Genomic DNA, 20,684 nt, shown 5'->3' on the forward strand with positions numbered 1-20,684 from the left:
ATCACAACCTGAAGGAGACACACCATGGCCAACCCTAATCTCATGATACTCTATGTTGCCAATGCCCCTGTAAGCCGCGCTTTCTATGCGGAACTGCTCAAGCGCGAACCGCTGGAAGAAACAGAAAACTTTGCCATGTTCGCCCTTCATTCCGGCCTGCTGCTTGGGTTGTGGGCGCGCGACAAGGTCCAGCCTCCAGTCACCATCACCGGTTCCAGCACCGAACTCGTTTTCAGCGTGGGTACAGATGATGAGGTGGAAACCGCACATCGCGACTGGGCGGCACGCGGCTTGACGATTGCACAAGCCCCGGTTCTGTTGGATTTCGGCTACACTTTTGTCGCGCTTGATCCGGATGGTCATCGCCTGCGGATGTTTGCCGCTTCGACACAGGGAGCGGAGCAATGAGCGCGCACTGGATTGCAGTGGCTTCAGCCGAGCATGTGCGTCGTGGTCTGCAGGAGGGTTTCATGCAGGTCTGTCATGGCAAGGAAGGTCCGCTCATGCGGATCAAACCCGAGGATAAGGTGATCTACTATTCGCCGACCGAAGTATTTGGCGCCAAGGACGGGTTGCAATCATTCACCGCCATCGGCGCGGTGCGGGAAGACGACGCCTATCGCCACGACATGGGCGGTGGTTTTGTGCCCTGGCGCCGCAACATTGACTGGTTCGATGCAACGGAGGCGGAAATCCGCCCCCTGCTCGACCGGCTGAGTTTCACCAGGGGCAGGCAGAATTGGGGCTATCAGTTCCGCTTTGGTGTTCTTGCCATCGACGTGCAGGATTTTGAGATTATCGCCGACGCAATGAATGCCCGCGTGCCGCAGATGGTTTGATCATCCGTGATGGAGCGCCGCGCCTGAAGGTGTCAGATGGCGGGTTGCGGCCCAGAAAACCAGCGCCAGCAGACTGATGCCCGCACCTGCCAGACTGACACCTGCCCAGCCCGCATAGGCATAGATCAATGTTGAACCGAACGATCCGGCGGCGCTGCCGATGGAATAGAAGATCATATAGCCAGCCGTCAGGCGGCTTTGGGCTTCGGGGCGCACCCGGTAAATCAGGCTCTGGTTGGAGACATGCACCGCCTGCAAGGCGAAATCAATTGTCACAACACCGATGATAAGAAACCAGAGCGACGATTGCATGAACGCAATCGGCACCCATGACAAAAGCATGATTGTCAGTGCAATGCCTGTGGTGCGCTGCGCATGGCCGTGATCGGCCCATCCGCCTGCCCTTGAAGCGGCGAGCGCACCAGCAGCCCCGGCAAGACCGAACAGGCCGATCTGGGTGTGTGACAACGAAAAGGGCGGCGCGCCCAATGGCAGCACCAGCGGCGTCAACAGCATGGTGATATCAGCGAAGATGAACATGGCGATGATGGCGCGGATACGCAAAACGGGTTCTTCAACAAACAGCAAGAACACCGATTTGATCAGTTGCGGATAGGCAATTTTTGCGCGCTTGGCTTCATTGCGCGGCAGAAAATGGAAAAGCAGCCCAGCGATAACCAGTGTCAGCACGGCGGACACCGCATAGACAGAGCGCCAGCCCGCCAGATCGGCCATGGTTCCGGCAATAGTGCGGGCGAGCAGAATACCGAGGACAATACCGCTGGTGATGATCCCCACCACCTGCCCGCGCTCATGCGGCTTTGCCAGACCGGCGGCATAGGCGACCAGAGCTTGCGTCACAACGGCGAGCAGTCCAATCGAAGCCATCGCCACGAGCAGCGCAAAGGATGTCGGGGCAAAACAGACCGCCAACAGTGCCAGAGCGGACAGGACGGATTGGCCCGCAATCAAACGGCGGCGGTCGATAAGGTCCCCCAACGGCACAATCAGCAGCAGGCCAATTCCGTAGCCAACTTGCGAGATTGAGACAATCAAGCCTGATGTGGCGTGGCTCATGCCGAAGCTATCGGCAATGGCATCGAGCAAGGGTGGAGCGAAATAAACATTCGCCACTGCCAGCCCGCAGGCTATCGCGAACAAGAGCGCAAGGGGCCGGGAGAACTCTGCAGCGTTTGATGCGCTTATTGGCCCATTTTCGGCAATTTCACCCCGCAAAACCGCTTGTCCGGCGGCAATGAGCAGATTATCGTCCTGTTCAAGCTTCATCGTGTTCCCTGCGAATGTGGTTGCAAATTAAAACCTATTGCCTCTTAACGAGTCTAGTTTTATTATGCAACCACCCTTCGCGGAATGCTCACTGATGAGCGCTGCTCTGCGACGACTATAAAGGGGGACAACTATGGTCAAGCGAACGAGCCACAAGGATGATCCATGCCCAGTGGCAAGGCCACTGGATGCAATTGGGGATTGGTGGTCACTACTGATAATTCGCGACGCGTTTGAGGGATCGCGCCGCTTCGGGGAATTCCAGAAAAGTCTTGGTCTGGCCAAGAATATTTTGTCGACACGCCTGCGCAATCTGGTTGCACACGATATTTTCACGATAGAGCCCTGTGCGGATGGCAGCGCCTATAGTGAATATGTGTTGACCGAAAAAGGCCGGGGGCTATTCCCGCTGCTTGTCGCCCTGCGGCAATGGGGTGAGGAATATTACACCGACAGTTACAAGGCGCAGGTCCGGCTGGTCGACCGCGAAACAGGCCGGCCCGTGCGGCGGCTCGAATTGCGGTCTGATGACGGGCGCCTGCTTGGGCCTGACGATACGGTTGTGGTTGGGCACTAGGCAAAACCGCCCTCAGACCTTTGATCTGATAATATTGAAAACGGCACCTTGATACGGAGCCGTTTTCTGCGGCGCGCCTGAACGTGCGCAGTCTGTGGCCTAAGCCACTTTATAGGCCAAAAACGCTACAGACATCAGAATGGTAATCAATGTGCTGACCGTGACGGAAAACGCAGCCTGCGACTGAAGTTCAGCTCTTCCCTGAAACAGAATGACAACATTAATGGCCACCGGCATCACAGACATGAACAGGATTGCCGGATAATCTGCCTCCGAAAACGACCCCAGTACGGCAGCATCAAGAAACAGCAGAAAGCCGGCAAGTAGCGGAAACAAGGCATGTTTGAACAAGAGGGCATGAAGGATCAACTTTGAACGGAAAATATCACCCTGCAGTTTCAGGCATGATCCCACATACAGAACCGACAGCACGAAAATTGCCTGACTTGCGAACCAAAGAATACTGGACAAGACAGGCGATGGAACAAAACCGAATTGGCTCAGTGCAAACCCGGCCAGAAACGCCGGAATATAGGGTGGAAAAATGATCTTCCGCAAAAAGGCCAGCAACCAGCCCTGATGCCCGCCACTGCCTTCGGTGAAGAAGATGGCACTGACCAGCGAGAAAAATGTGATGCTTCCCGATGCCCACAAACTTGCAATCTCGGTTCCCCTGCTACCGAATAAAATAGATGCGAGGGGAATCCCAAGAAATGCATTGTTCGACCACGAGGACATGGTTCCCAAAGCTATGCCGTCGGGATCGCCTCTCCTTAAAACAGCAATGGACCCAAAAACCAGAAGAGATGACAGGAGCGATAGCAGGGATACCGAGAGCAGACCGTGATCATGGATGCGCAATGCGGATATGAAGAAAACCATCGGCAATGCATATCTTACGAGAAATACCCCACTTTGCTTTTGCAGACCGGGGTTCAGATATCGTCTGAGATAAGCGCCAAGGGCGAGGATGAGATAGAAGGCCAGCAAGTTCAAAACAATTTCCAGCATCACTCACCCTGACGATCGTGCAATTTCGCGCCTTTTTATGCAGTTCCCTTTTAAGCACGATAACCCAAAATGGATTTCAATCTAATTACCAATTGGTCTAACGCAGGCTTATTGCCCTCACGCTCATCCCTCGCTTTCCCAAGTAGCTGTCTATAAATGCAATTGCAAATCATTTGCAATAACGCTTGACGGCGCGCTCGTTCTTCGTATTCTGTGCTTGCCTTGAGAAAAAAGACCGGATGACCAGATGCTCTTCATTCCAGATAAGGTTCGACGCCGCCTGCTGACTGAACGTGACCGGCAATCCGGTTTCTCCGCAGTTGTCAGGGACCGCATCAAGGCGGCGGGTCTGCGGCCGACAAAGCAGCGCATTGCGCTGGGCGAGATTCTGTTTCGGGCCCATCAGGGCCACACAACGGCGGAACAGCTTCACCGGCAGACGATCAAATCCGGCGTGCGGCTTTCGCTCGCGACCGTCTACAACACGCTCAACCAGTTCGCCGATGCCGGATTGCTCTCAAAGGTCAATCTTGATGGCGAACAGAGCTATTTCGATATCAATATCAGCGATCACCACCATTTTTATATCGAGGCGCAGGATCTGCTGATCGATATTCCGGCTGATCAATTGACGTTTGGAAAACTACCCTCCCCGCCAGAGGGTTATCGCATATCAAAAATTGACGTGCTGATCGGGTTGGAACCCGTCGGTGCCACGGGCTGTCCGGGTCCGTTTTCAAATGAATGCGCGGCTTGCAGTGGATGTTTCTCAAGACCAAATGTGCACCCGCTGAAGGAAAAAGGGCCCCGTCCATGACGAGGCCCCTTTATCAATCTCAGTCCGAAAAAAGCCTGTCTGGCTTCTCCCGAAAAAGCTTATTTGGCTTTTTCGTAGAGTTCGAGGACGTAATCCCAGTTGATGAGACTGTCGACGAAAGCTTCAAGGTACTTTGGACGGGCATTACGATAATCGATGTAATAGGAATGTTCCCAGACATCGATGCCGAGGATCGGCGTTGCGCCATGAACCAGCGGGTTTTCGCCGTTTGGTGTCTTGGAGATTTCAAGCTTGCCGTCCTTGACGGAAAGCCACGCCCAGCCGGAGCCGAACTGTGTGGTGCCAGCAGCGATGAAATCGGTGCGGAACTTGTCGTAACCGCCCAGATCCGAGTCAACGGCCTTTTCGAGAGCGCCCGGAAGCTTCTTGCCGCCGCCGTTCTTTTTCAGCCAATGCCAGAAATGCAGGTGGTTGTAATGCTGGCCGGCATTGTTGAACAGGCCGGCATTCTTGCCATAGGACTGCTTGACGATCTCTTCGAGCGAGAGATTTTCAAGACCGGCTTCGGCAGCCAGTTTGTTGCCGTTGTCAACATAAGCCTTGTGGTGCTTGTCATGATGATATTCCAGCGTCTCGCGCGACATAAAGGGGGCGAGTGCGTCGTAATCATACGGCAGTGCGGGCAGTTCGAAAGCCATGGAAGTCTCCTCTTCGATTCAATCTGTGATCGGAATTGGCACCGGATGTTCCCCATTGCGGGGTGGTGGCCAATCCTGACAAAACCTGCGTTCGTTACATAGGTCCGTATTTCCTCGGGGGCAATGCGGAACGGATCAATATTTCAGTTTAACCCGTTTTCAGCGTTAAATTTTCGGCGTGGAGTGGGCGAACTCCCAATACAGCTCCCGCGCCTTCTTGGCGATCGGACCCGGCTGAAGGTCACGACCTTCAATACGGGTAACGGGCACAACCTTGGAATGGTTCCCGGTGGAGAAAATCTCGTCAGCGGTCAGGAAATCCTGAACCGTCAATGTCGCTTGTGTTGTGCGGAAGCCATAATCAGCCAGCACATCGATGGTGCGGGCGCGGGTAATGCCCGAGAGGAATGTGCCATTGGGCGCCGGGGTGAAAATATGCCCGTCCTTGACCATGAAAATATTGGAGCTACCGGTCTCAGCCACATTACCAAGCATATCGAGAACCAGCGTATTGTCGAAACCGCGCGATCTGGCTTCGAGAATGGCACGGCCATTGTTCGGATAAAGACAGCCCGCCTTGGCATTGGTCGGCATCGTCTCGAAGCTCGGACGGCGGAATGGCGAGACAGTCAGAGAGAAACCTGTCGGCTCCTGCATGGGCGATTCATAGAGGCTGAGGCAAAAGCGCGTTGAATCCGGATCAGCAGGCACGCCCATATAGCCACCATGCTCGGCCCAATACATCGGGCGGATATAGACGGCGGTCTTGCCGTCGAATTTCTTCAGGCCATCGCGGGCGAGACCGGCAATTTCATCGGCTCCCATGGTCGGGTTCAGGCCAAGGGCAAGCGCCGACGCGTTGACGCGGGCGCAATGGCGGTCAAGGTCCGGTGAAACACCTTCAAACCAGCGCCCGCCGTCAAAAACCGACGATCCAAGCCACATGGCATGGCTGCGCGGGCCGATCAGGGGAATGTTTCCCTCATGCCAGTCGCCGTCGACATAGGTCCAGGTGATTGATTGCGCTGCTGTATTGACTGCCATGAAAGTGATTCCGCTGCTGTGTGTCTGTTGCCCTATCGAAGGGTTATTCAACCGCAAGGTCAATGCTTCTGGCACGAATGGAAGCAATTTACGACAAACACAACGCCTAATCGGTGCTTTTTGAGGGCTGAAACCACGCATCCCATACTTTCGTTGAATTGCGTATGGGCACATAGCGGATCACAAATTGGTGTGCAGCTTTGATACGGGTGTCAGTTCCGGCGTTAAAAGCTGTGCAAGCCGCCGCGTCAGTTATCCCTCACCCCCGCTCGCGCGGTCGGCTGGCAGGCCCCGTTCGCGGGGCCTGCCCTTCTTATTCTCGCCAAAGCACTGGCAAACAAAAAGGCCGAAGACGTGACGTCTCCGGCCTTTCATGAGTGCAGCGCCTAAAACCTACATGACCAGAATTGGGGTCTTGTTTGGCACGCGATCATAGAGATCAATAATGTCCTGATTGATCAGACGCACGCAGCCCGAAGAGACTGCCTTGCCGATGGACCACCATTCCGGCGATCCATGCAGACGGTACAGCGTATCCTGACCGTTCTGGAAGATGTAGAGCGCGCGGGCGCCGAGCGGGTTGGTCAAGCCGGGCTGCATACCGCCATTGCGGGCGCTGTACTGCACCAGTTCAGGCTGACGGGCGACCATCTCATCCGGTGGTGTCCATGTCGGCCAATGGCGCTTCCACTGGATGACTGCGCGGCCGGACCAGGCAAAGCCCTCACGGCCGATGCCGACGCCATAGCGGATCGCCTGACCACCTTCGCGCACCAGATAAAGAAACTTGTTGCTGGTATCGACGACGATGGTGCCGGGCTGTTCGCCGGTCGGGTCCTGAACGATCTGACGCAGATAGCGCTTGTTCATTCTTTTGATCGGAATGGCTGGCAGCTGATAGCCGTCATCCTCACGCGCCGCATACATGGCATCGTAGGAGCCAAATGCAGGATCAACATCAGCCTGCGGCGAAAGCGGCTGGCCATTATCATCGACCTGAATAACCGGCATATCCGGGATTGCGGCACATCCGGCAAGGCCGACGGCCGCTGTTGCGGTCAATGCAGTCAGGAAACCGCGGCGGGAAATCGTGTTTTGCATCATTGAACCAATTTAGCGGTGGGAGATGGGTTGCGAGATAACGTGGATCGGGTTTACCGCCCTTAAACGCACATAAATTGTGGCAGCGAACCGTTGGCAATAGGGCATAAACAAGGCGATGAGCCGAGTGTTGCGCTGCCGCAACAGAAACGCCATGTGCAAGCTGTTTTGGCCGTTCAACAGCCGATAAACAATTTGTGAGGCCATACTGCCCTCGCCGTTCTGCCCGACTCACTTGATATCATAACGGAAATCAGAGACTCCCGGCAGATCGGCAATCTCCTTCAAGGGCACGCCGCTGGGCTTGCCTCTGACATAGCGATCCATGAACGCGAGACTGGTCTCGATAATCCGCTTGCGTGTGAACAGACCGAGGTCCGTCCATGTCAGATGACCAGCGCCAGTGAACTCGACATAATATTTCGGCCCTTTTGACAGATCATACCCGCCGCCCGGCCTTCGCACCTTGGGTGTTACAAAGATATCGCGCGTTCCGCCCTGATACATAACCGGCGCTTCCAGATGCTGCAGGGAGTCTTTATCAAGATAGGGGCCGACATAGGGCGACAGGGCAAGCGTTGCCTTGACACCGGGAATGCGCCAGCTTGGCCGGGCACCGCTCATGCCCAGCACGGTATAGCCGCCAAGCGAGTGGCCAACGAGACCCATCTCGTTCCAGTTGATCCTGCTGTTCCATTGCCGGTCGCTTTTCAGGGCTGATATGACCTTCTTGAAATCATCGGCGCGGTTGCGGAATGTGGTGTCTTTCCAGCGCTCCGGCTTGCGCAGGGAAACTTGCGGCTTATCCCAAATGTTCTGATGGCCATTGTTGCACGTCGCATCGCGGTGGTTCGGCGCAAAGACGATGTAACCAGCTTCAGCAAAAGCCCGCATCAGGAATTTCGATTGGGTCGAACAACCATGAAACCCGTGGGAGAAGAAAATCACCGGCTGGCGCGCCGTCATCGGCTGGTCCGGCTGCCAGACATGGACATTGACGCCGCCGATCATCTCTTCGCTGTCTTTGGCAAAGGCCGCACCAGTTGCAGCGAGCAGACCAGCCAGAACAATGGCAATGAATTGAGAAAGGTTTCGCACAAGGGTATGGGATCGTCTTGCTGTACTCATTTTGCCTTGTCCGAAATGTTTGTATGCCGTTCGCTGAACGCAACCCACGCGCAATGGTTGCGAATGATCGAGAACACAATCGGATGCGGGCATATTTTGGGCACAGGCCTGCGAGAAAGCGAAAGCCGGGCAATGTTCCCATTGCACCGGCTTTTCTATGGCTGATTCCTGCGCCTGTTAGCGGCGACTGAGGCTTCCCAGAATGCCGCGCACCAGCGCGCGGCCAAGCGAACTTCCCACGGAGCGGACGACGGATTTCATCGCTGCTTCCGCTACGGTCTGGCGGGCACGGGGCTGACCACCACGCGGGCCCGGCTTGCTGCTGCCACCGCCCAGAATATCCGGCAGGCTCCAGCCGCTGGTGCTATCTGCTTCCTGCTCTTTTGCTGCTTCTGCCTCGGTCTGAGTCTGGGCCGCCTTCTTCTGCAGGATTTCATAGGCGGATTCGCGGTCGACCATTGTGTCATACTGGCCAGCAACCGGGCTGCCGGTGATGAGCTTTTGCCGCTCATCCGGTGTCAGCGGCCCGATGCGTCCCGATGGCGGGCGGATCAATGTACGCTGCACGACTGATGGCACACCCTTGTCTGCCAGTGTCGAAACCAGCGCTTCACCCGTCGCCAGATTGGTAATGGCCGCGAAAGTATTGAAATCCGGGTTGGGGCGGAATGTATCAGCAGCCGTCTTCACTGCATTCTGCTCACGCGGCGTATAGGCACGCAGCGCATGCTGAAGGCGGTTGCCAAGCTGCGCCAGCACCGTTTCCGGCACATCAAGCGGATTCTGCGAGATGAAATAGACGCCGACGCCCTTGGAGCGGATCAGGCGCACGACCTGCTCGACACGATCGAGCAGAGCTTTAGGCGCTTCATTGAAGAGAAGATGCGCTTCGTCAAAGAAGAACACGAGACGCGGCTTTTCCGGATCGCCGATTTCAGGCAGTTCCTCGAAAAGCTCGGACAGAAGCCAAAGCAGGAATGTTGAATAAAGCCGTGGATTCATCATCAGTTTGTCGGCTGCCAATACGCTGACCACACCGCGGCCATTGGTATTGGTGCGCATGATATCGGCAATCTTGAGGGCCGGTTCGCCAAAAAATTTCGTGCCGCCCTGCTGTTCAAGCACCAGCAGTGAACGCTGGATCGCACCAACTGATGGCTTTGTCACATTGCCGTAACGCGCGGAAATTTCCTCGGCGCGCTCGGCAATGTTGACCAGCAAGGATTGCAGATCCTTCATGTCGAGCAGCAGCAGCCCCTCTTCATCGGCGATCTTGAAGGCAATATTCATGATGCCTTCCTGTGCGTCGGTGAGATTCATCAGGCGCGAGAGCAGCAGTGGGCCCATTTCCGAAATGGTGGCGCGGATCGGATGGCCCTGCTCGCCGAAAATATCCCAGAAAATAACCGGCGAGGCATCAAGATCATAGGGATCAAGCTTCACATCGGCGGCGCGCTTGACGAGGAAATCCTTCGCCTCGCCCTTGGCACCGATACCCGACAGATCGCCCTTGATATCAGCGCAGAAAACCGGAACACCAGCGCGCGAAAAACCTTCGGCCAGCACCTGCAGCGTCACGGTCTTGCCTGTGCCCGTTGCGCCGGTGATCAGCCCATGCCGGTTGCCGTATTTCAATAGCAGGGCTTCGGCCTGTTGATAGCTGTCATCGGGTTTGCGGCTCGCACCAAGGAAGATTCTGTCGTCAGCTGCCATGTGGGTTGATCCTCTTCAATGCGATGTCTCGTCCTTCCGATATAAAGGCCCGATGCCGGAGGGACAATGGTTTACTCGTCGCGTTGTGAATATGATTGAAACAGACGCCGGAATCATTGACGTTTTCATGTCATCTTCCCATGCGACAACCGGGCATTCGCCACCCGATCCGGATCAGTCCAATTGATCCAGATTGACGCAGTGGCTTGCAAGGTCGAGAATATCCGCATATTACGTAAACGTAATTCATGATAGACGGGAGATTAGGCTCATGGACGAACTTATCGCGCGCATTTCCGCCAATGTTGGCACCGATCCGGAGACGGCACGCAAGGCCGTTGGCCTGATTCTGGCATTCCTTGAAAAGGAAGGCCCTGCCAAGGCCTCCGAGCTGATCAGCGGCATTCCGGGTGCAGATGCAGCCATTGCCGACGCAAAAGATGGCGGCGGCTTCCTATCCGGCCTGATGCCCGGTGTTATGGGCCTCGGCTCCAAGCTGATGGGCGCTGGCCTCGGCATGAGCGAAATCTCCGGTATTTCCAAGGAAACCATTGCCTTTGCCCGTGAAAAGGTTGGCAGTGAAACGGTTGACGAAGTCGTCAACTCGATCCCGGGCCTCAGCCAGTTCGTCTAAGACGCATGGCTTTGCCGCTCACAAAACCTGTTTCAAGCGCGCGCCCTTTGGCGCGCGTTTTTGTTTGTGTACTTGGCATCGGCCTGCTGATTTCCAGCTCCGCCATGGCGGAGGTGCGTCTGGGCAAGAATGTCCGCATTTTTGGCCATGACTTTTCCCATCGCACCTATAAGCGTGTCGAGATCGAGACCACGCATAAGCGGCCACCCTGGTATGGCTGCCGCATTTTTAAAAAGGGCTCAGTCTATCAGGGCCGAACAATTCGCGAGCGCACAGAGATTTGTAATTTGAAGCCTGTGGCAAGGGGGAAGCGGCGGTAATTGCTAAGGTCATAGCCAAGGCTGCAGAACCAGCCTCCTTGCAACCACCCCTCCCCGTCATCCTCGGGCTTGACCCGAGGACCCACGGCCAAGGGGGATCAAATGAGACCGGATCCACAGCGCATTTTAAATTATGGGTCCTCGGGTCAAGCCCGAGGATGACGGAGAGAGGTGGATTGCAGAGGGTCCGGTTCTGCAGCCTTGGCTATGACCTTAGCAATTATCGTTGCATCCCCACTCTCCCTCATGGTGAGCTTGTCGAACCACGAACCGGCAGCATTCACCCCCCTCTGTCCTGTCGGACATCTCCCCCACAAGGGGGGAGATCAGCCTTCAATAGCATCTTGCACAATCTGAACATTTCCGGTTGTGCAAAAGCGTTTATACCAATGTGATCTCCCCCCTTGTGGGGGAGATGTCCGACAGGACAGAGGGGGGTGAAAACTCACCACACGCCCGATCGCACGTAAACTAGCGCACCCAGCACACGCTCACTCTCAAGCAGGCTTTCTAGCTGGAACCGTCACGAGATTGACGATCACAGCCACCACAATATTGGCGGCCAGTGCCAGAAGCCCGATATAGACAGTAAACGGAGCACCGCCGAGGCTGAGTGCCTGTAATGGCTTCAGGCCATTGATCCAGACCAGATAGGTGCCGCCGAAGAAGCCAACGAACCAACCAGCCAGCAGACCGGGTGCGCGGAACCATTTTGAATAGAGGCCGAACACCAGCGCCGGGAGCGTCTGGAGAATCCAGATACCGCCGAGCAATTGCAGATCAAGGGCGAACTGCGTTGGCAGGAATGCGATCACCAGCAGCGCGCCGATCTTGACGACCAGCGACGTAATCTTGGCGACCTTTGCCTCCCCGGCATCGGTGACATTGGGATTGACATAGGCCTTCCAGAAATTGCGGGTGAAGAGGTTGGAGGCACCAATGCTCATCACGGCTGCTGGAACCAGAGCGCCGATAGCAATCGCCGCAAAGGCAAAACCGGCAAACCAGCTCGGGAACAGGGTCTGGAACAGTGCCGGAACCACCTGATTGGGGCTGGAGACATTGAGATGCGCCGCATGGCCCATATAACCAAGCAAAGCGAGAAGACCGAGCAGTAGCGTATAGGCTGGCAGCATTACCGCGTTCTTGCGGATGGTATTTCCGCTATTGGAGGCGAAAATACCCGTGAGCGTATGCGGATACATGAAGGCCGCCAGCGCTGAACCGAGCGCAAGCGTGGCATAGGCCACATATTGATTGCCACCCAGAAGCAGACTGCCGGAACCCTTTGCCTGAAACGCCGCGTCGGCTGAGGCGAACACATTGGCATAACCGCCAAGTTTCGACGGGATCAGCGCAACGGCGGTGATCACCACAATATAGATCATGATGTCCTTGACGAAGGCGATCAGCGCCGGGGCACGCAAACCAGCCGAATAGGTATAAAGCGCAAGAATGATGAAGGCGACCGCCAAGGGCAATTCACCCGTTAATCCCAGCGCCTGCAGGACAGTGGCCATACCAACCAGCTGCAGCGCGATATAGGGCATGGTGGCAATCACGCCCGTCAGCGCCACGGCAAGCTCAAGCCCGCGCGAACCATATTGCCCGAACACCACGTCACCGGCAGTCACATAGCCATTGTCCTTGGCGCGCTTCCACAAAAGCGGCATCACCATGAATACAAAGGGGTAGACGACGATTGTATAGGGCAATGCGAAGAAACCGTAGGCACCCACCGCATAGACCAGTGCCGGAACCGCGATTATCGTATAGGCGGTGTAAAAATCGCCACCAACGAGAAACCATGTGATCCACGTACCGAAGTTTCGGCCACCCAAACCCCATTCATCAATATGGTCCATGGTCTTTGGCGCACGCCAGCGCGAGGCGACGAAGCCAAGAATGGTGACAAGCGCAAAGAAGAAAACAAAAATCGAAATGGCTACCGGATCAAGATTAGTCGTCATAGCTGGTGCTCCGATAAACAATCCAGGTGATCAATGCAGTCAGCGGCACGAAGGCGAGCTGATACCAGTAAAAGAAGGGGAAGCCGAGCAGTTCAGGTTCGCGGAAATTATAGAAGGGAACCCAGAGCAGCCCGATATAAGGAATCACAAGCAGCCACAATATGGCCCTTTTTGAACCTTTTTCCATGGATATGTCCTCTTGAAATTGCATTGTGAGGCAAATGAAACCCGAAGGTTTCATTAATAGGCCACCTTGTCGTTTGCGCAATATGTCTTTGGTACGGGCGGCGCACTGATTTGTATCCCAATGTAGATTATCAACAACGTTCTTATCCGGTCTGTGGCAATTCGTGATCAACAAGACGTCGATATATAAAGAAATTAGTAACCAAGATTCTTCATGCTCCAAGCCAATCGGCAAATGACGTCAGACACGCGTGTTCCGTGCCTGATGGTTTGTATTGGCCGTGGTGCCCCTTTGGGGCGCGCCGCAGGTTTGAGTAAGCGTTTGGAAAAAGAGTACGATGGCGTTCGCGACCGATACATTCAGTCAGGGTGGCTCCTTTAACGGTTTTGTTTCTCGCGCAGGCAAGTCGCGTGGCACGCTTGTCAGCGCGCTTGCCATTGGTGTCGGGATTGCCGCAACCGTGTGGATGTTTGCAACTGTCAGCACGACGCAGAAAATGGTTTCCACCCTCTCTTCGGGTCCCACTGTCATACGGCATGATCTGCGGGCATTCGAGACCATCGCTCTTGTCAATCCACACGATCAGATCGCACGCCGACCAGGTAGCAGCGCTTTGGCAATGCTCAATCCCGATTTGAAGCACCGCATTCCCCGCAGTGCACAGGGCGCGGCGAAAAACGCGCATACGGCAGACCGCGTCGTCGTGACTTACGATGATGCTTTTGCCGAACCGGCTTCCGCGCTTGTCATGATGGAAACATCGCCACTATCGGAATCCGATGTGACAGCACTTCTCAATAAGCCAGCCGGTCCAGTGGACACCGACGTGCAGAACGCTATTCAGTCTGCCATAGCCAATCGTGCATTTGCGCTTGCTGCAAATGGCAGGGCGTCAACGCTTGATACAAAAACGGTCGGATCAATTCCACTGCCTGAAGACGCGCCCAAGAGAACGGCTCTGGAGATTGCCGCAGCGGATGCCGCTCTGGCATCCGTATCGAACGACCCGTTCAGCGCACAGCCGGATCTGGTCGACAAGCGGCGGGGTGAGCCTCAAATACCGCTGCTGGCAAGCTACGCGCCATCGGCAACCGAGAGCAATCCGTTGATCGGACCACTGGCACCGGATCTGGAAGTCGCGGTTCCTGTACCCGAGAATGCGCCCGCCCGGGATACGGCCAGCATTGCGCCGGATGATACGCAATCCGATGACGGACAGGACTCGATAGACGTTCCCCTGCCCGTGCAACGGCCAAAACTTGCGACGGAAAGCTTTCCGGCAGCACCAAATGCACCAGCAAAGCAACAGCCTAACGCTAAACTCGCTTCGATCCGGCCGGATGATGCGGTGATCGAAGCCATGCCGCGCACCAGACGTTTGTTCGGGTCAATATTTGGCGGCTCGCGCAATGGTGTTGCGGTCTATGATATTTCCGCACGCACGGTTTACCTGCCCAATGGCGAACAGCTAGAAGCGCATTCGGGCATGGGGCATATGCTTGATAATCCCCGCTTCACACGCGAATCGAACCGTGGACCGACACCGCCACACACCTATAATCTCACCATGCGTGAGGCGCTTTTCCATGGCGTCGCTGCGATCCGCCTGACCCCGGTTGATGGTCGCAATGCCTTTGGCCGCAATGGTCTGCTTGCTCACACATACATGCTCGGACCGCGCGGCGATTCGAACGGATGTGTGGTGTTCAAGGATTATCGCCGGTTCCTCAAGGCTTTCCAGCGGGGCGAGGTCTCGCGCCTCGTCGTTGTGGAGCGACTGCCATCTTCCTCGCGTATTGCCACACGCTGATTTGCCGGTAATTGACCGAAGTAATGCCTCCAGCGGCTAAATCAGCTGGAGGACTTCACGTGATGTCCAATAGATTTTCGCAATCAAATTCCGGTCCAGAAACAACAACAATCTGGCCGTCGCCACTATTGCCTCTGCATCTCCGTTGGTGTTTTCGAAACAAAGAAATTTGAGATTCATAGAAATCTACGGGTATTCTACCTGCAAATTTTATTGCACAGTGCGACGAGAATAAGCTCTTTCGTCTAATCTTCGGAGCAATACGCCTTACACAGGAGGAACCATGGGCCCGAGTGATTTTGGATTTTCCGCTGCTGCCCGCGCCGGGATGATGCAGGAAGCCTATCGGCAACAGGATGAGTACAATCGCCAGCGGGAGGAGGTCCAGAATTATGCCTCTTCGATCAATAGTAAGCGGACGGACTGGAATCTTGTTGATGCCAAGGAGCTTGGTGTTTCAGTCAGCACGCCTGTTGCCAAATTAGGCGTCACGCTTGGTCACATTTCCATTCCAATGGTCAATAGAAAAACCGGTGAGCAGATTGTCTTCACCGGCGGCGGTCTCGGCGGAACACTCGGCATTACCTTCGGCTTGAGTGTGCTTACCGTGAAGGTCAAGGATTTCAAAGTCAAAGGCTCCAACGAACTGGCAAAGCTGCCTTCAACCGGCGAGGCGATCGGACCCGTCCCCGGAACACCGGTCATTGATGGAGAGATTGGCGTGCCAATCTTCAAGGGCCCCTATTGGAAGGATTCCGATGGGTCGGACCAATTTTCTGGCGCAGTCGGCATTACAACCGGCACACTCATGACCCCAAGCCGCGAGTCGATTGGCATTTTCAATCTCGTCTCCAATCTGTTCAAGGACCCGAAATCACTCATACCGAAGACGCATAATCTGGTGGCGCTGACCTTCTACAACTGGAAAGCTGTGCCATTCCTGCTCAACCCGCCCATGTCGGCTATGGCAAACTACTATATCGAAGCGATTGCCCTGTGTACCAAGGAAGGCCATGGAGGCAATCTTGCGGGCATTCAGGGCAAACAGGCTTTTTTCAAAGTTTCGCGGGGATGAGCTTCAAAACGCTGTCGGGGCCATGCCCCTAACCACCGGCACCCATTTCTGACAGCTTCAGCCGGGCCTTGGCATGGCCCTGCCTTGCCGCTTTCAGATACCATTTGATGGCTTCTGTCCTGTCCGGCCGCAAGCCGGTTCCCTGCTCATACGCAAGTCCCAAGCTGTACTGAGCTTTGGCATTGCCAAGCTCGCCAGCTTTGCGCAACCATCTGGCTGCTTCACCTGCGTTTCTGGTTACACCCTGTCCTGCGACCAACATGACGGCGAGGTTGTATTGCGCCTCGGCAGAACCACGGGCCGCCGCCTTGCCAAACCATTTGGCCGCCTCGGCTTTATCCTCTGTGAGGCCCAGCCCCCGCGCATATATAAGACCAAGCCTATACTGCGCATCGGTGTTGTCCTGTTCGGCTGCTTTGCGAAACCATTTGGCTGCTTCAGCCCGGTCCTGCACGATGCCATCACCGGCTGAATCAGGCACACCGGAACTCGTTGGCACCGTGGTGAAACTATGCGCGACCTTGCTTAACCATGCAGCCGGCTGTGTTTGATCAGGCGCGTCGCCTTTACCCTCAAAATAGAGCAGGCCAAGCCTGTATTGAGCGTCGGCATAGCCTTGTTCAGCAGCCTTGCGATACCAGCTCGCGGCAAGGGATTTGTGCTGCTCCAAACCTGTGCCATATTCATACCTGCCGCCAAGCACGTATTGCGCGTCGGCATTTCCCTGTTCCGCAGCTTTGCGATACCACCCCAAGGCTTCAGCCTGATTTTTTATCAGGCCCTCACCGTGCTCATACATATAGCCGAGACTATATTGCGCATCGGCATAGTCCTGATCGGCAGATTTACGATACCATTTGGCAGCTTCAAACAGGTTCTTTGAAATACCCTCGCCCTGATAATATTTGGTGCCCAGATTGTTCTGCGCGACGGCACTGCCTTTATCGGCAGCTTTTCGATACCAATCGACCGCCATGCGCAGGTCTTTCGCAACGCCCCCACCCTTTTCGTACAGCGTACCAAGATTGTTTTGCGCTTTGGCATTCCCCTGAGCCGCCGCCTTCTCATACCATTTCAGTGCAGCCATGTAGTCTGGTTTACCGCCCACTTCATTTGCATAGAGAACTCCGAGGTTGAACTGGGCCTCATCAAGTCCGCCTTCCGCCGCTTTGGCGTACCAGCCTCGTGCTTTGGCGATATTGCGGGGCACGCCGTCGCCGTTTTCATATTTCAACCCAAGCCTCGTTTGAGCCCAAAGCTTTCCTTGCGCTGCGGCCTTGCGATACAAGCTGACGGCTTGAGGATAGTCCTGGACGACGCCCTCTCCCAGATCATAGAGATAGGCAAGGTTGTATTGCGCATCCGCGTTGTTTTGCTCGGCCGCCTTGCGATACCAATTTGCAGCCTCTGCCTTGTCCCCGGCAACACCGGCTCCAAAATAGTACGCGTCACCAAGGTTGTTCTGTGCATCGGCATGGCCTTGATCGGCGGCTTTGCGATACCATTTGGCTGCCTCAACCTTGTCTTCTGCAAAACCATTACCCATGAAATACATGTTGCCAAGGTTGTTTTGCGCGTAACTGTTTCCGTGATCGGCAGCTTTGCGATACCACTCGGCAGCCCGCCCCAAATCTTTGGCCACGCCGTTCCCGTTAAAGTACATGGCACCCAGATTGTTCTCTGCTTTCGCATATCCCTGATCCGCAGCCTTGCGGTACCAGCGCACCGCCTCCAGATCGTCTTTCTTAACGCCTTTGCCTTCATCATACATGGTGCCAAGATTGTGTTGTCCCCCGGCCCAGCCCTGCTCCGCGGCCTTGCGGTACCAGCGAATTGCCTCGATTGGGTTCCTCGCAACGCCCTCACCAAATTCGTACTTCAGACCCAAATTGGTCTGGGCATTCGGATGTCCCTGTTTCACCGCTTTGCGATACCATTTTACCGCTTCGCTGTGGTCTTGCCGAACGCCTCTACCGTTGTCGTACATAACACCAAGACTATTCTGCCCTCCCGCCAGTCCCTGCTCAGCGGATTTGCGATACCAGCGGAACGCTTCAGAACTGTCTTGTACAACGCCTATGCCGCCATCATACATATCGCCAAGATAGAGCTGTGCCTTGGCATATCCCTGTTCAGCGGACTTGCGATACCACCGGGCGGCTTCGGCCTTGTCTTCAACAACACCGGCGCCATTTTCATACAGCGCACCCAATTCCAGCTGCGCTTTGGCATGACCTCCCTCGGCAGCCTTGCGATACCATCTGGCAGCTTCATAATCGTTCTCCGGAACCTTTGTGCCGGTCTGATAAATATCGCCAAGTTTGTACTGCGCGTTGACATCGCCCTTCTCGGCCATCCCACGCAAAAGGTCGACTTCCGCCGGATATTCGCCATTTCTGAAAGGGCCCATCGTCTCGGTGGCAAAAGCCTGTCCGTTCAGGCACAACAAGAATCCAGACACCAGTAATAGCTTGCCAAGCCGCATGAAATCCCCTCAAAATCTGCTTTCGCAGCAACCCCCTTCTTATAATGCATGTAGAGCTACACTTCGGAAAGATAGTAACCAGCATATTTTCCAGGTAATTCTGCGCCATATCAACCATGGCAAAGGCGATTGAAAGCCGCTCCGTGGAATGCTATGGGAGTGCCAAGCTCATTTTAAGGAAAGGAGGGCTGCGCATGAATACGTTCTTCCGGCATCATCGCCAGCGTGGCCCCGTCAACGCCCTGCAGATACGTTTGCAGGGCTGACCGGAAACAGCTTTTCCATACCCATTCCAGGTCTGCCCTTCGTGGTCACGCAGCGCCAAACTCGTCATTCGAGCGGCCTTGCGTAACGTCACAACCCACCGAGCCAAATGGTCATTGCCCGCATGGACGCTGACCACCGGTGCAAAACCGACGGTACAAACAGAATACCGTCAATGCACATGGCCCGGCAGACCAGAGAATTAAAATGGCACTCATCAATGTAAGAAACCTGGGCGTTACCCTCGGAGCCCCGCTTTTTGTCAACCTCAACCTCGTCGTCGGGGCGGGGGATCGTATCGGCATCGTCGCCGCCAATGGCCGGGGTAAATCCACCCTGCTGCGCTGCCTTGCTGGAACGCTTGATTCCACCACCGGCGATACCACCCGCACGCGCGGCCTGCGCATCGGCACTGTCGAACAGGCAGTGCCTGATAATCTCCTCAACACCTCATTCTACGAAATGGTGTTGCAGGCCTTGCCCGCCGAGCAGAAAGAGACGGAAAGCTGGCGCGTCGATGTCGTGCTTGCCTCACTTGACGTGCCCGATGAGTTGCGCGAGCGCACCCTTGCCCAGCTAAGCGGCGGCTGGCAAAGACTTGCCCTGCTTGCGCGTGTATGGGTGACAGACCCGGATGTTCTGCTGCTGGATGAGCCCACCAACCATCTCGATCTTGCCAAGATCGCGCAGATGGAAGACTGGCTCAATAATTTGCCGCGCGATGTTCCTGTTGTCATCTGCAGCCATGATCGGGCCTTTCTTGATGCCACGACCAACCGGACACTGTTCCTGCGGCCGGAGAACTCGCAAGCCTTTGCCCTGCCCTATACACGGGCTCGGGCAGCGCTGGATGAAATCGATGCGGCGGAAGCACGCCGTTACGAGCGGGACATGAAGGTGGCGCAGCAGTTGCGCCAGCAAGCCGCCAAGCTCAACAATATCGGCATTAATTCCGGCAGCGATCTTTTGACCGTCAAGACCAAGCAGTTGAAACAGCGGGCGGAAAGGCTTGAGGATGCTGCGCGTCCTGCCCATCAGGAACGCTCTGCCGGGGCAATCAGGCTCACCAACAGCGGCACCCATGCCAAGGTGCTGGTGACGCTCGACGATGCATCGGTGGAAACGCCAGATGGTACCTTCCTGTTCAAGACAGGCAGGAAATGGATATGCCAGGGCGACAGGATCGTTCTTCTCGGGGCCAATGGTGCGGGCAAAACACGTCTTGTCGGCATGATCAGGCGTGCCATTACGGAGCCGCTGACCTCGCCTGAGGCAGTCAAGGCAACGCCTTCTCTGGTGCTCGGCTATGGTGATCAGGCACTTGCCGACCTGCCGGATCGCGACACGCCGTTTGATACGATCAACAGGCGCTTCGATATTGGCGACCAGCGCACCCGCACCCTTCTGGCTGGAGCGGGACTTGGCATTGATATCCAGAGCAAGCCGAACAGTGTGCTGTCAGGCGGGCAAAAGGCGCGGCTTGGCATGCTGGTACTACGGCTTGCCAATCCGAACTTCTACCTGCTGGATGAACCGACCAACCATCTGGATATTGACGGTCAGGAGGCGCTGGAATCGGAGTTGATGGCGCATGAGGCAAGCTGCCTGCTGGTCTCGCACGACCGCAGTTTCGTCAGGGCAGTCGGCAACCGCTTCTGGCTGATCGAAAAGCGTCGCCTGATCGAAGTGGAAAGTCCGGAGGCGTTTTTTGCCGCCGAGCGACAGAACTGAAGCAATTGCCGGGCCGTCTCGATGCGGCGACC

The 20,684-nt window shown here is 55.6% G+C and carries 19 protein-coding genes; 9 read left to right on the forward strand and 10 right to left on the reverse strand.

The window, feature by feature from the left end:
- Nucleotides 1-24 precede the first annotated feature (24 nt).
- Nucleotides 25-408: a VOC family protein gene (locus BLU05_RS13005; protein ID WP_091880622.1), complete on the forward strand. Its 384-nt coding sequence runs from the start codon at nucleotides 25-27 to the stop codon at nucleotides 406-408.
- A complete protein-coding gene (locus BLU05_RS13010) occupies nucleotides 405-839 on the forward strand; it encodes an EVE domain-containing protein (protein WP_091880624.1) in 435 nt (144 codons plus the stop codon). The genes BLU05_RS13005 and BLU05_RS13010 overlap by 4 nt, the downstream gene beginning before the upstream one ends.
- Here BLU05_RS13010 and BLU05_RS13015 read toward each other — a convergent pair whose 3' ends face one another.
- Nucleotides 840-2,126, reverse strand: a complete 1,287-nt coding sequence (locus tag BLU05_RS13015; protein WP_091880625.1) for an MFS transporter — start codon at nucleotides 2,124-2,126, stop codon at nucleotides 840-842.
- 133 nt (nucleotides 2,127-2,259) lie between these two features.
- On the opposite strand from BLU05_RS13015, the gene BLU05_RS13020 reads away from it, so the two are divergent.
- Complete coding sequence (locus BLU05_RS13020; protein ID WP_091880627.1) at nucleotides 2,260-2,703, forward strand: winged helix-turn-helix transcriptional regulator; 444 nt, start codon at nucleotides 2,260-2,262, stop codon at nucleotides 2,701-2,703.
- Between the two features lie 99 nt (nucleotides 2,704-2,802).
- Here the strand turns inward: BLU05_RS13020 and BLU05_RS13025 are convergent, their stop codons facing one another.
- A complete protein-coding gene (locus BLU05_RS13025; protein WP_091880628.1) occupies nucleotides 2,803-3,714 on the reverse strand; it encodes an AEC family transporter in 912 nt (303 codons plus the stop codon).
- A gap of 247 nt (nucleotides 3,715-3,961) precedes the next feature.
- On the opposite strand from BLU05_RS13025, the gene irrA reads away from it, so the two are divergent.
- Nucleotides 3,962-4,531 carry an iron response transcriptional regulator IrrA gene (gene irrA / locus BLU05_RS13030; RefSeq protein ID WP_091880630.1) on the forward strand — a complete coding sequence of 190 codons (570 nt, stop codon included), beginning with the start codon at nucleotides 3,962-3,964 and terminating at the stop codon, nucleotides 4,529-4,531.
- Between the two features lie 59 nt (nucleotides 4,532-4,590).
- On the opposite strand, the gene BLU05_RS13035 is transcribed toward irrA, so the two are convergent.
- The 5 genes from BLU05_RS13035 to BLU05_RS13055 form a co-directional block, all read right to left on the reverse strand.
- Nucleotides 4,591-5,190, reverse strand: coding sequence for a superoxide dismutase (locus BLU05_RS13035; RefSeq protein ID WP_091880631.1), 600 nt, complete (start codon nucleotides 5,188-5,190; stop codon nucleotides 4,591-4,593).
- Between the two features lie 165 nt (nucleotides 5,191-5,355).
- Nucleotides 5,356-6,234, reverse strand: coding sequence for a branched-chain amino acid aminotransferase (locus BLU05_RS13040; protein WP_091880632.1), 879 nt, complete (start codon nucleotides 6,232-6,234; stop codon nucleotides 5,356-5,358).
- Nucleotides 6,235-6,627: 393 nt separating this feature from the next.
- Nucleotides 6,628-7,335, reverse strand: coding sequence for a L,D-transpeptidase family protein (locus BLU05_RS13045; protein ID WP_091881157.1), 708 nt, complete (start codon nucleotides 7,333-7,335; stop codon nucleotides 6,628-6,630).
- Between the two features lie 231 nt (nucleotides 7,336-7,566).
- Complete coding sequence (locus BLU05_RS13050; protein WP_175540597.1) at nucleotides 7,567-8,463, reverse strand: alpha/beta hydrolase family protein; 897 nt, start codon at nucleotides 8,461-8,463, stop codon at nucleotides 7,567-7,569.
- 177 nt (nucleotides 8,464-8,640) lie between these two features.
- The gene (locus tag BLU05_RS13055; RefSeq protein WP_091880635.1) at nucleotides 8,641-10,176 is read right to left on the reverse strand and encodes a helicase HerA-like C-terminal domain-containing protein; all 1,536 of its coding nucleotides are present in this window, start codon (nucleotides 10,174-10,176) and stop codon (nucleotides 8,641-8,643) included.
- 271 nt (nucleotides 10,177-10,447) lie between these two features.
- On the opposite strand from BLU05_RS13055, the gene BLU05_RS13065 reads away from it, so the two are divergent.
- Entirely contained in the window at nucleotides 10,448-10,810 is a 363-nt protein-coding gene (locus BLU05_RS13065; RefSeq protein ID WP_091880638.1) for a hypothetical protein, read from the forward strand.
- A 5-nt stretch (nucleotides 10,811-10,815) separates the two neighbouring features.
- Nucleotides 10,816-11,130, forward strand: a complete 315-nt coding sequence (locus BLU05_RS13070) for a hypothetical protein (RefSeq protein WP_091880639.1) — start codon at nucleotides 10,816-10,818, stop codon at nucleotides 11,128-11,130.
- 497 nt (nucleotides 11,131-11,627) lie between these two features.
- Here the strand turns inward: BLU05_RS13070 and BLU05_RS13075 are convergent, their stop codons facing one another.
- Nucleotides 11,628-13,100, reverse strand: coding sequence for a monocarboxylate uptake permease MctP (locus tag BLU05_RS13075; protein WP_091880641.1), 1,473 nt, complete (start codon nucleotides 13,098-13,100; stop codon nucleotides 11,628-11,630).
- Entirely contained in the window at nucleotides 13,090-13,287 is a 198-nt protein-coding gene (locus BLU05_RS13080) for a DUF3311 domain-containing protein (RefSeq protein ID WP_091881159.1), read from the reverse strand. Before BLU05_RS13080 ends, BLU05_RS13075 begins: the two co-directional genes overlap by 11 nt.
- Nucleotides 13,288-13,624: 337 nt before the next feature.
- Here BLU05_RS13080 and BLU05_RS13085 point away from each other — a divergent pair, with 337 nt between their 5' ends.
- Entirely contained in the window at nucleotides 13,625-15,097 is a 1,473-nt protein-coding gene (locus tag BLU05_RS13085) for a DUF2778 domain-containing protein (protein ID WP_244518333.1), read from the forward strand.
- Between the two features lie 283 nt (nucleotides 15,098-15,380).
- Nucleotides 15,381-16,172 carry a hypothetical protein gene (locus BLU05_RS13090; RefSeq protein ID WP_091880642.1) on the forward strand — a complete coding sequence of 264 codons (792 nt, stop codon included), beginning with the start codon at nucleotides 15,381-15,383 and terminating at the stop codon, nucleotides 16,170-16,172.
- A 28-nt stretch (nucleotides 16,173-16,200) separates the two neighbouring features.
- On the opposite strand, the gene BLU05_RS13095 is transcribed toward BLU05_RS13090, so the two are convergent.
- Nucleotides 16,201-18,657, reverse strand: coding sequence for an SEL1-like repeat protein (locus BLU05_RS13095; protein WP_091880644.1), 2,457 nt, complete (start codon nucleotides 18,655-18,657; stop codon nucleotides 16,201-16,203).
- 471 nt (nucleotides 18,658-19,128) lie between these two features.
- Between BLU05_RS13095 and BLU05_RS13100 the strand changes: the two genes are divergently transcribed.
- On the forward strand, nucleotides 19,129-20,652 hold the full coding sequence (locus BLU05_RS13100) for an ATP-binding cassette domain-containing protein (protein ID WP_091880645.1): 1,524 nt from the start codon (nucleotides 19,129-19,131) through the stop codon (nucleotides 20,650-20,652).
- The last annotated feature ends 32 nt before the right edge of the window (nucleotides 20,653-20,684 follow it).

Origin of the sequence: Phyllobacterium sp. OV277, from assembly GCF_900104355.1 — a bacterium.
Classification (GTDB): domain Bacteria; phylum Pseudomonadota; class Alphaproteobacteria; order Rhizobiales; family Rhizobiaceae; genus Phyllobacterium.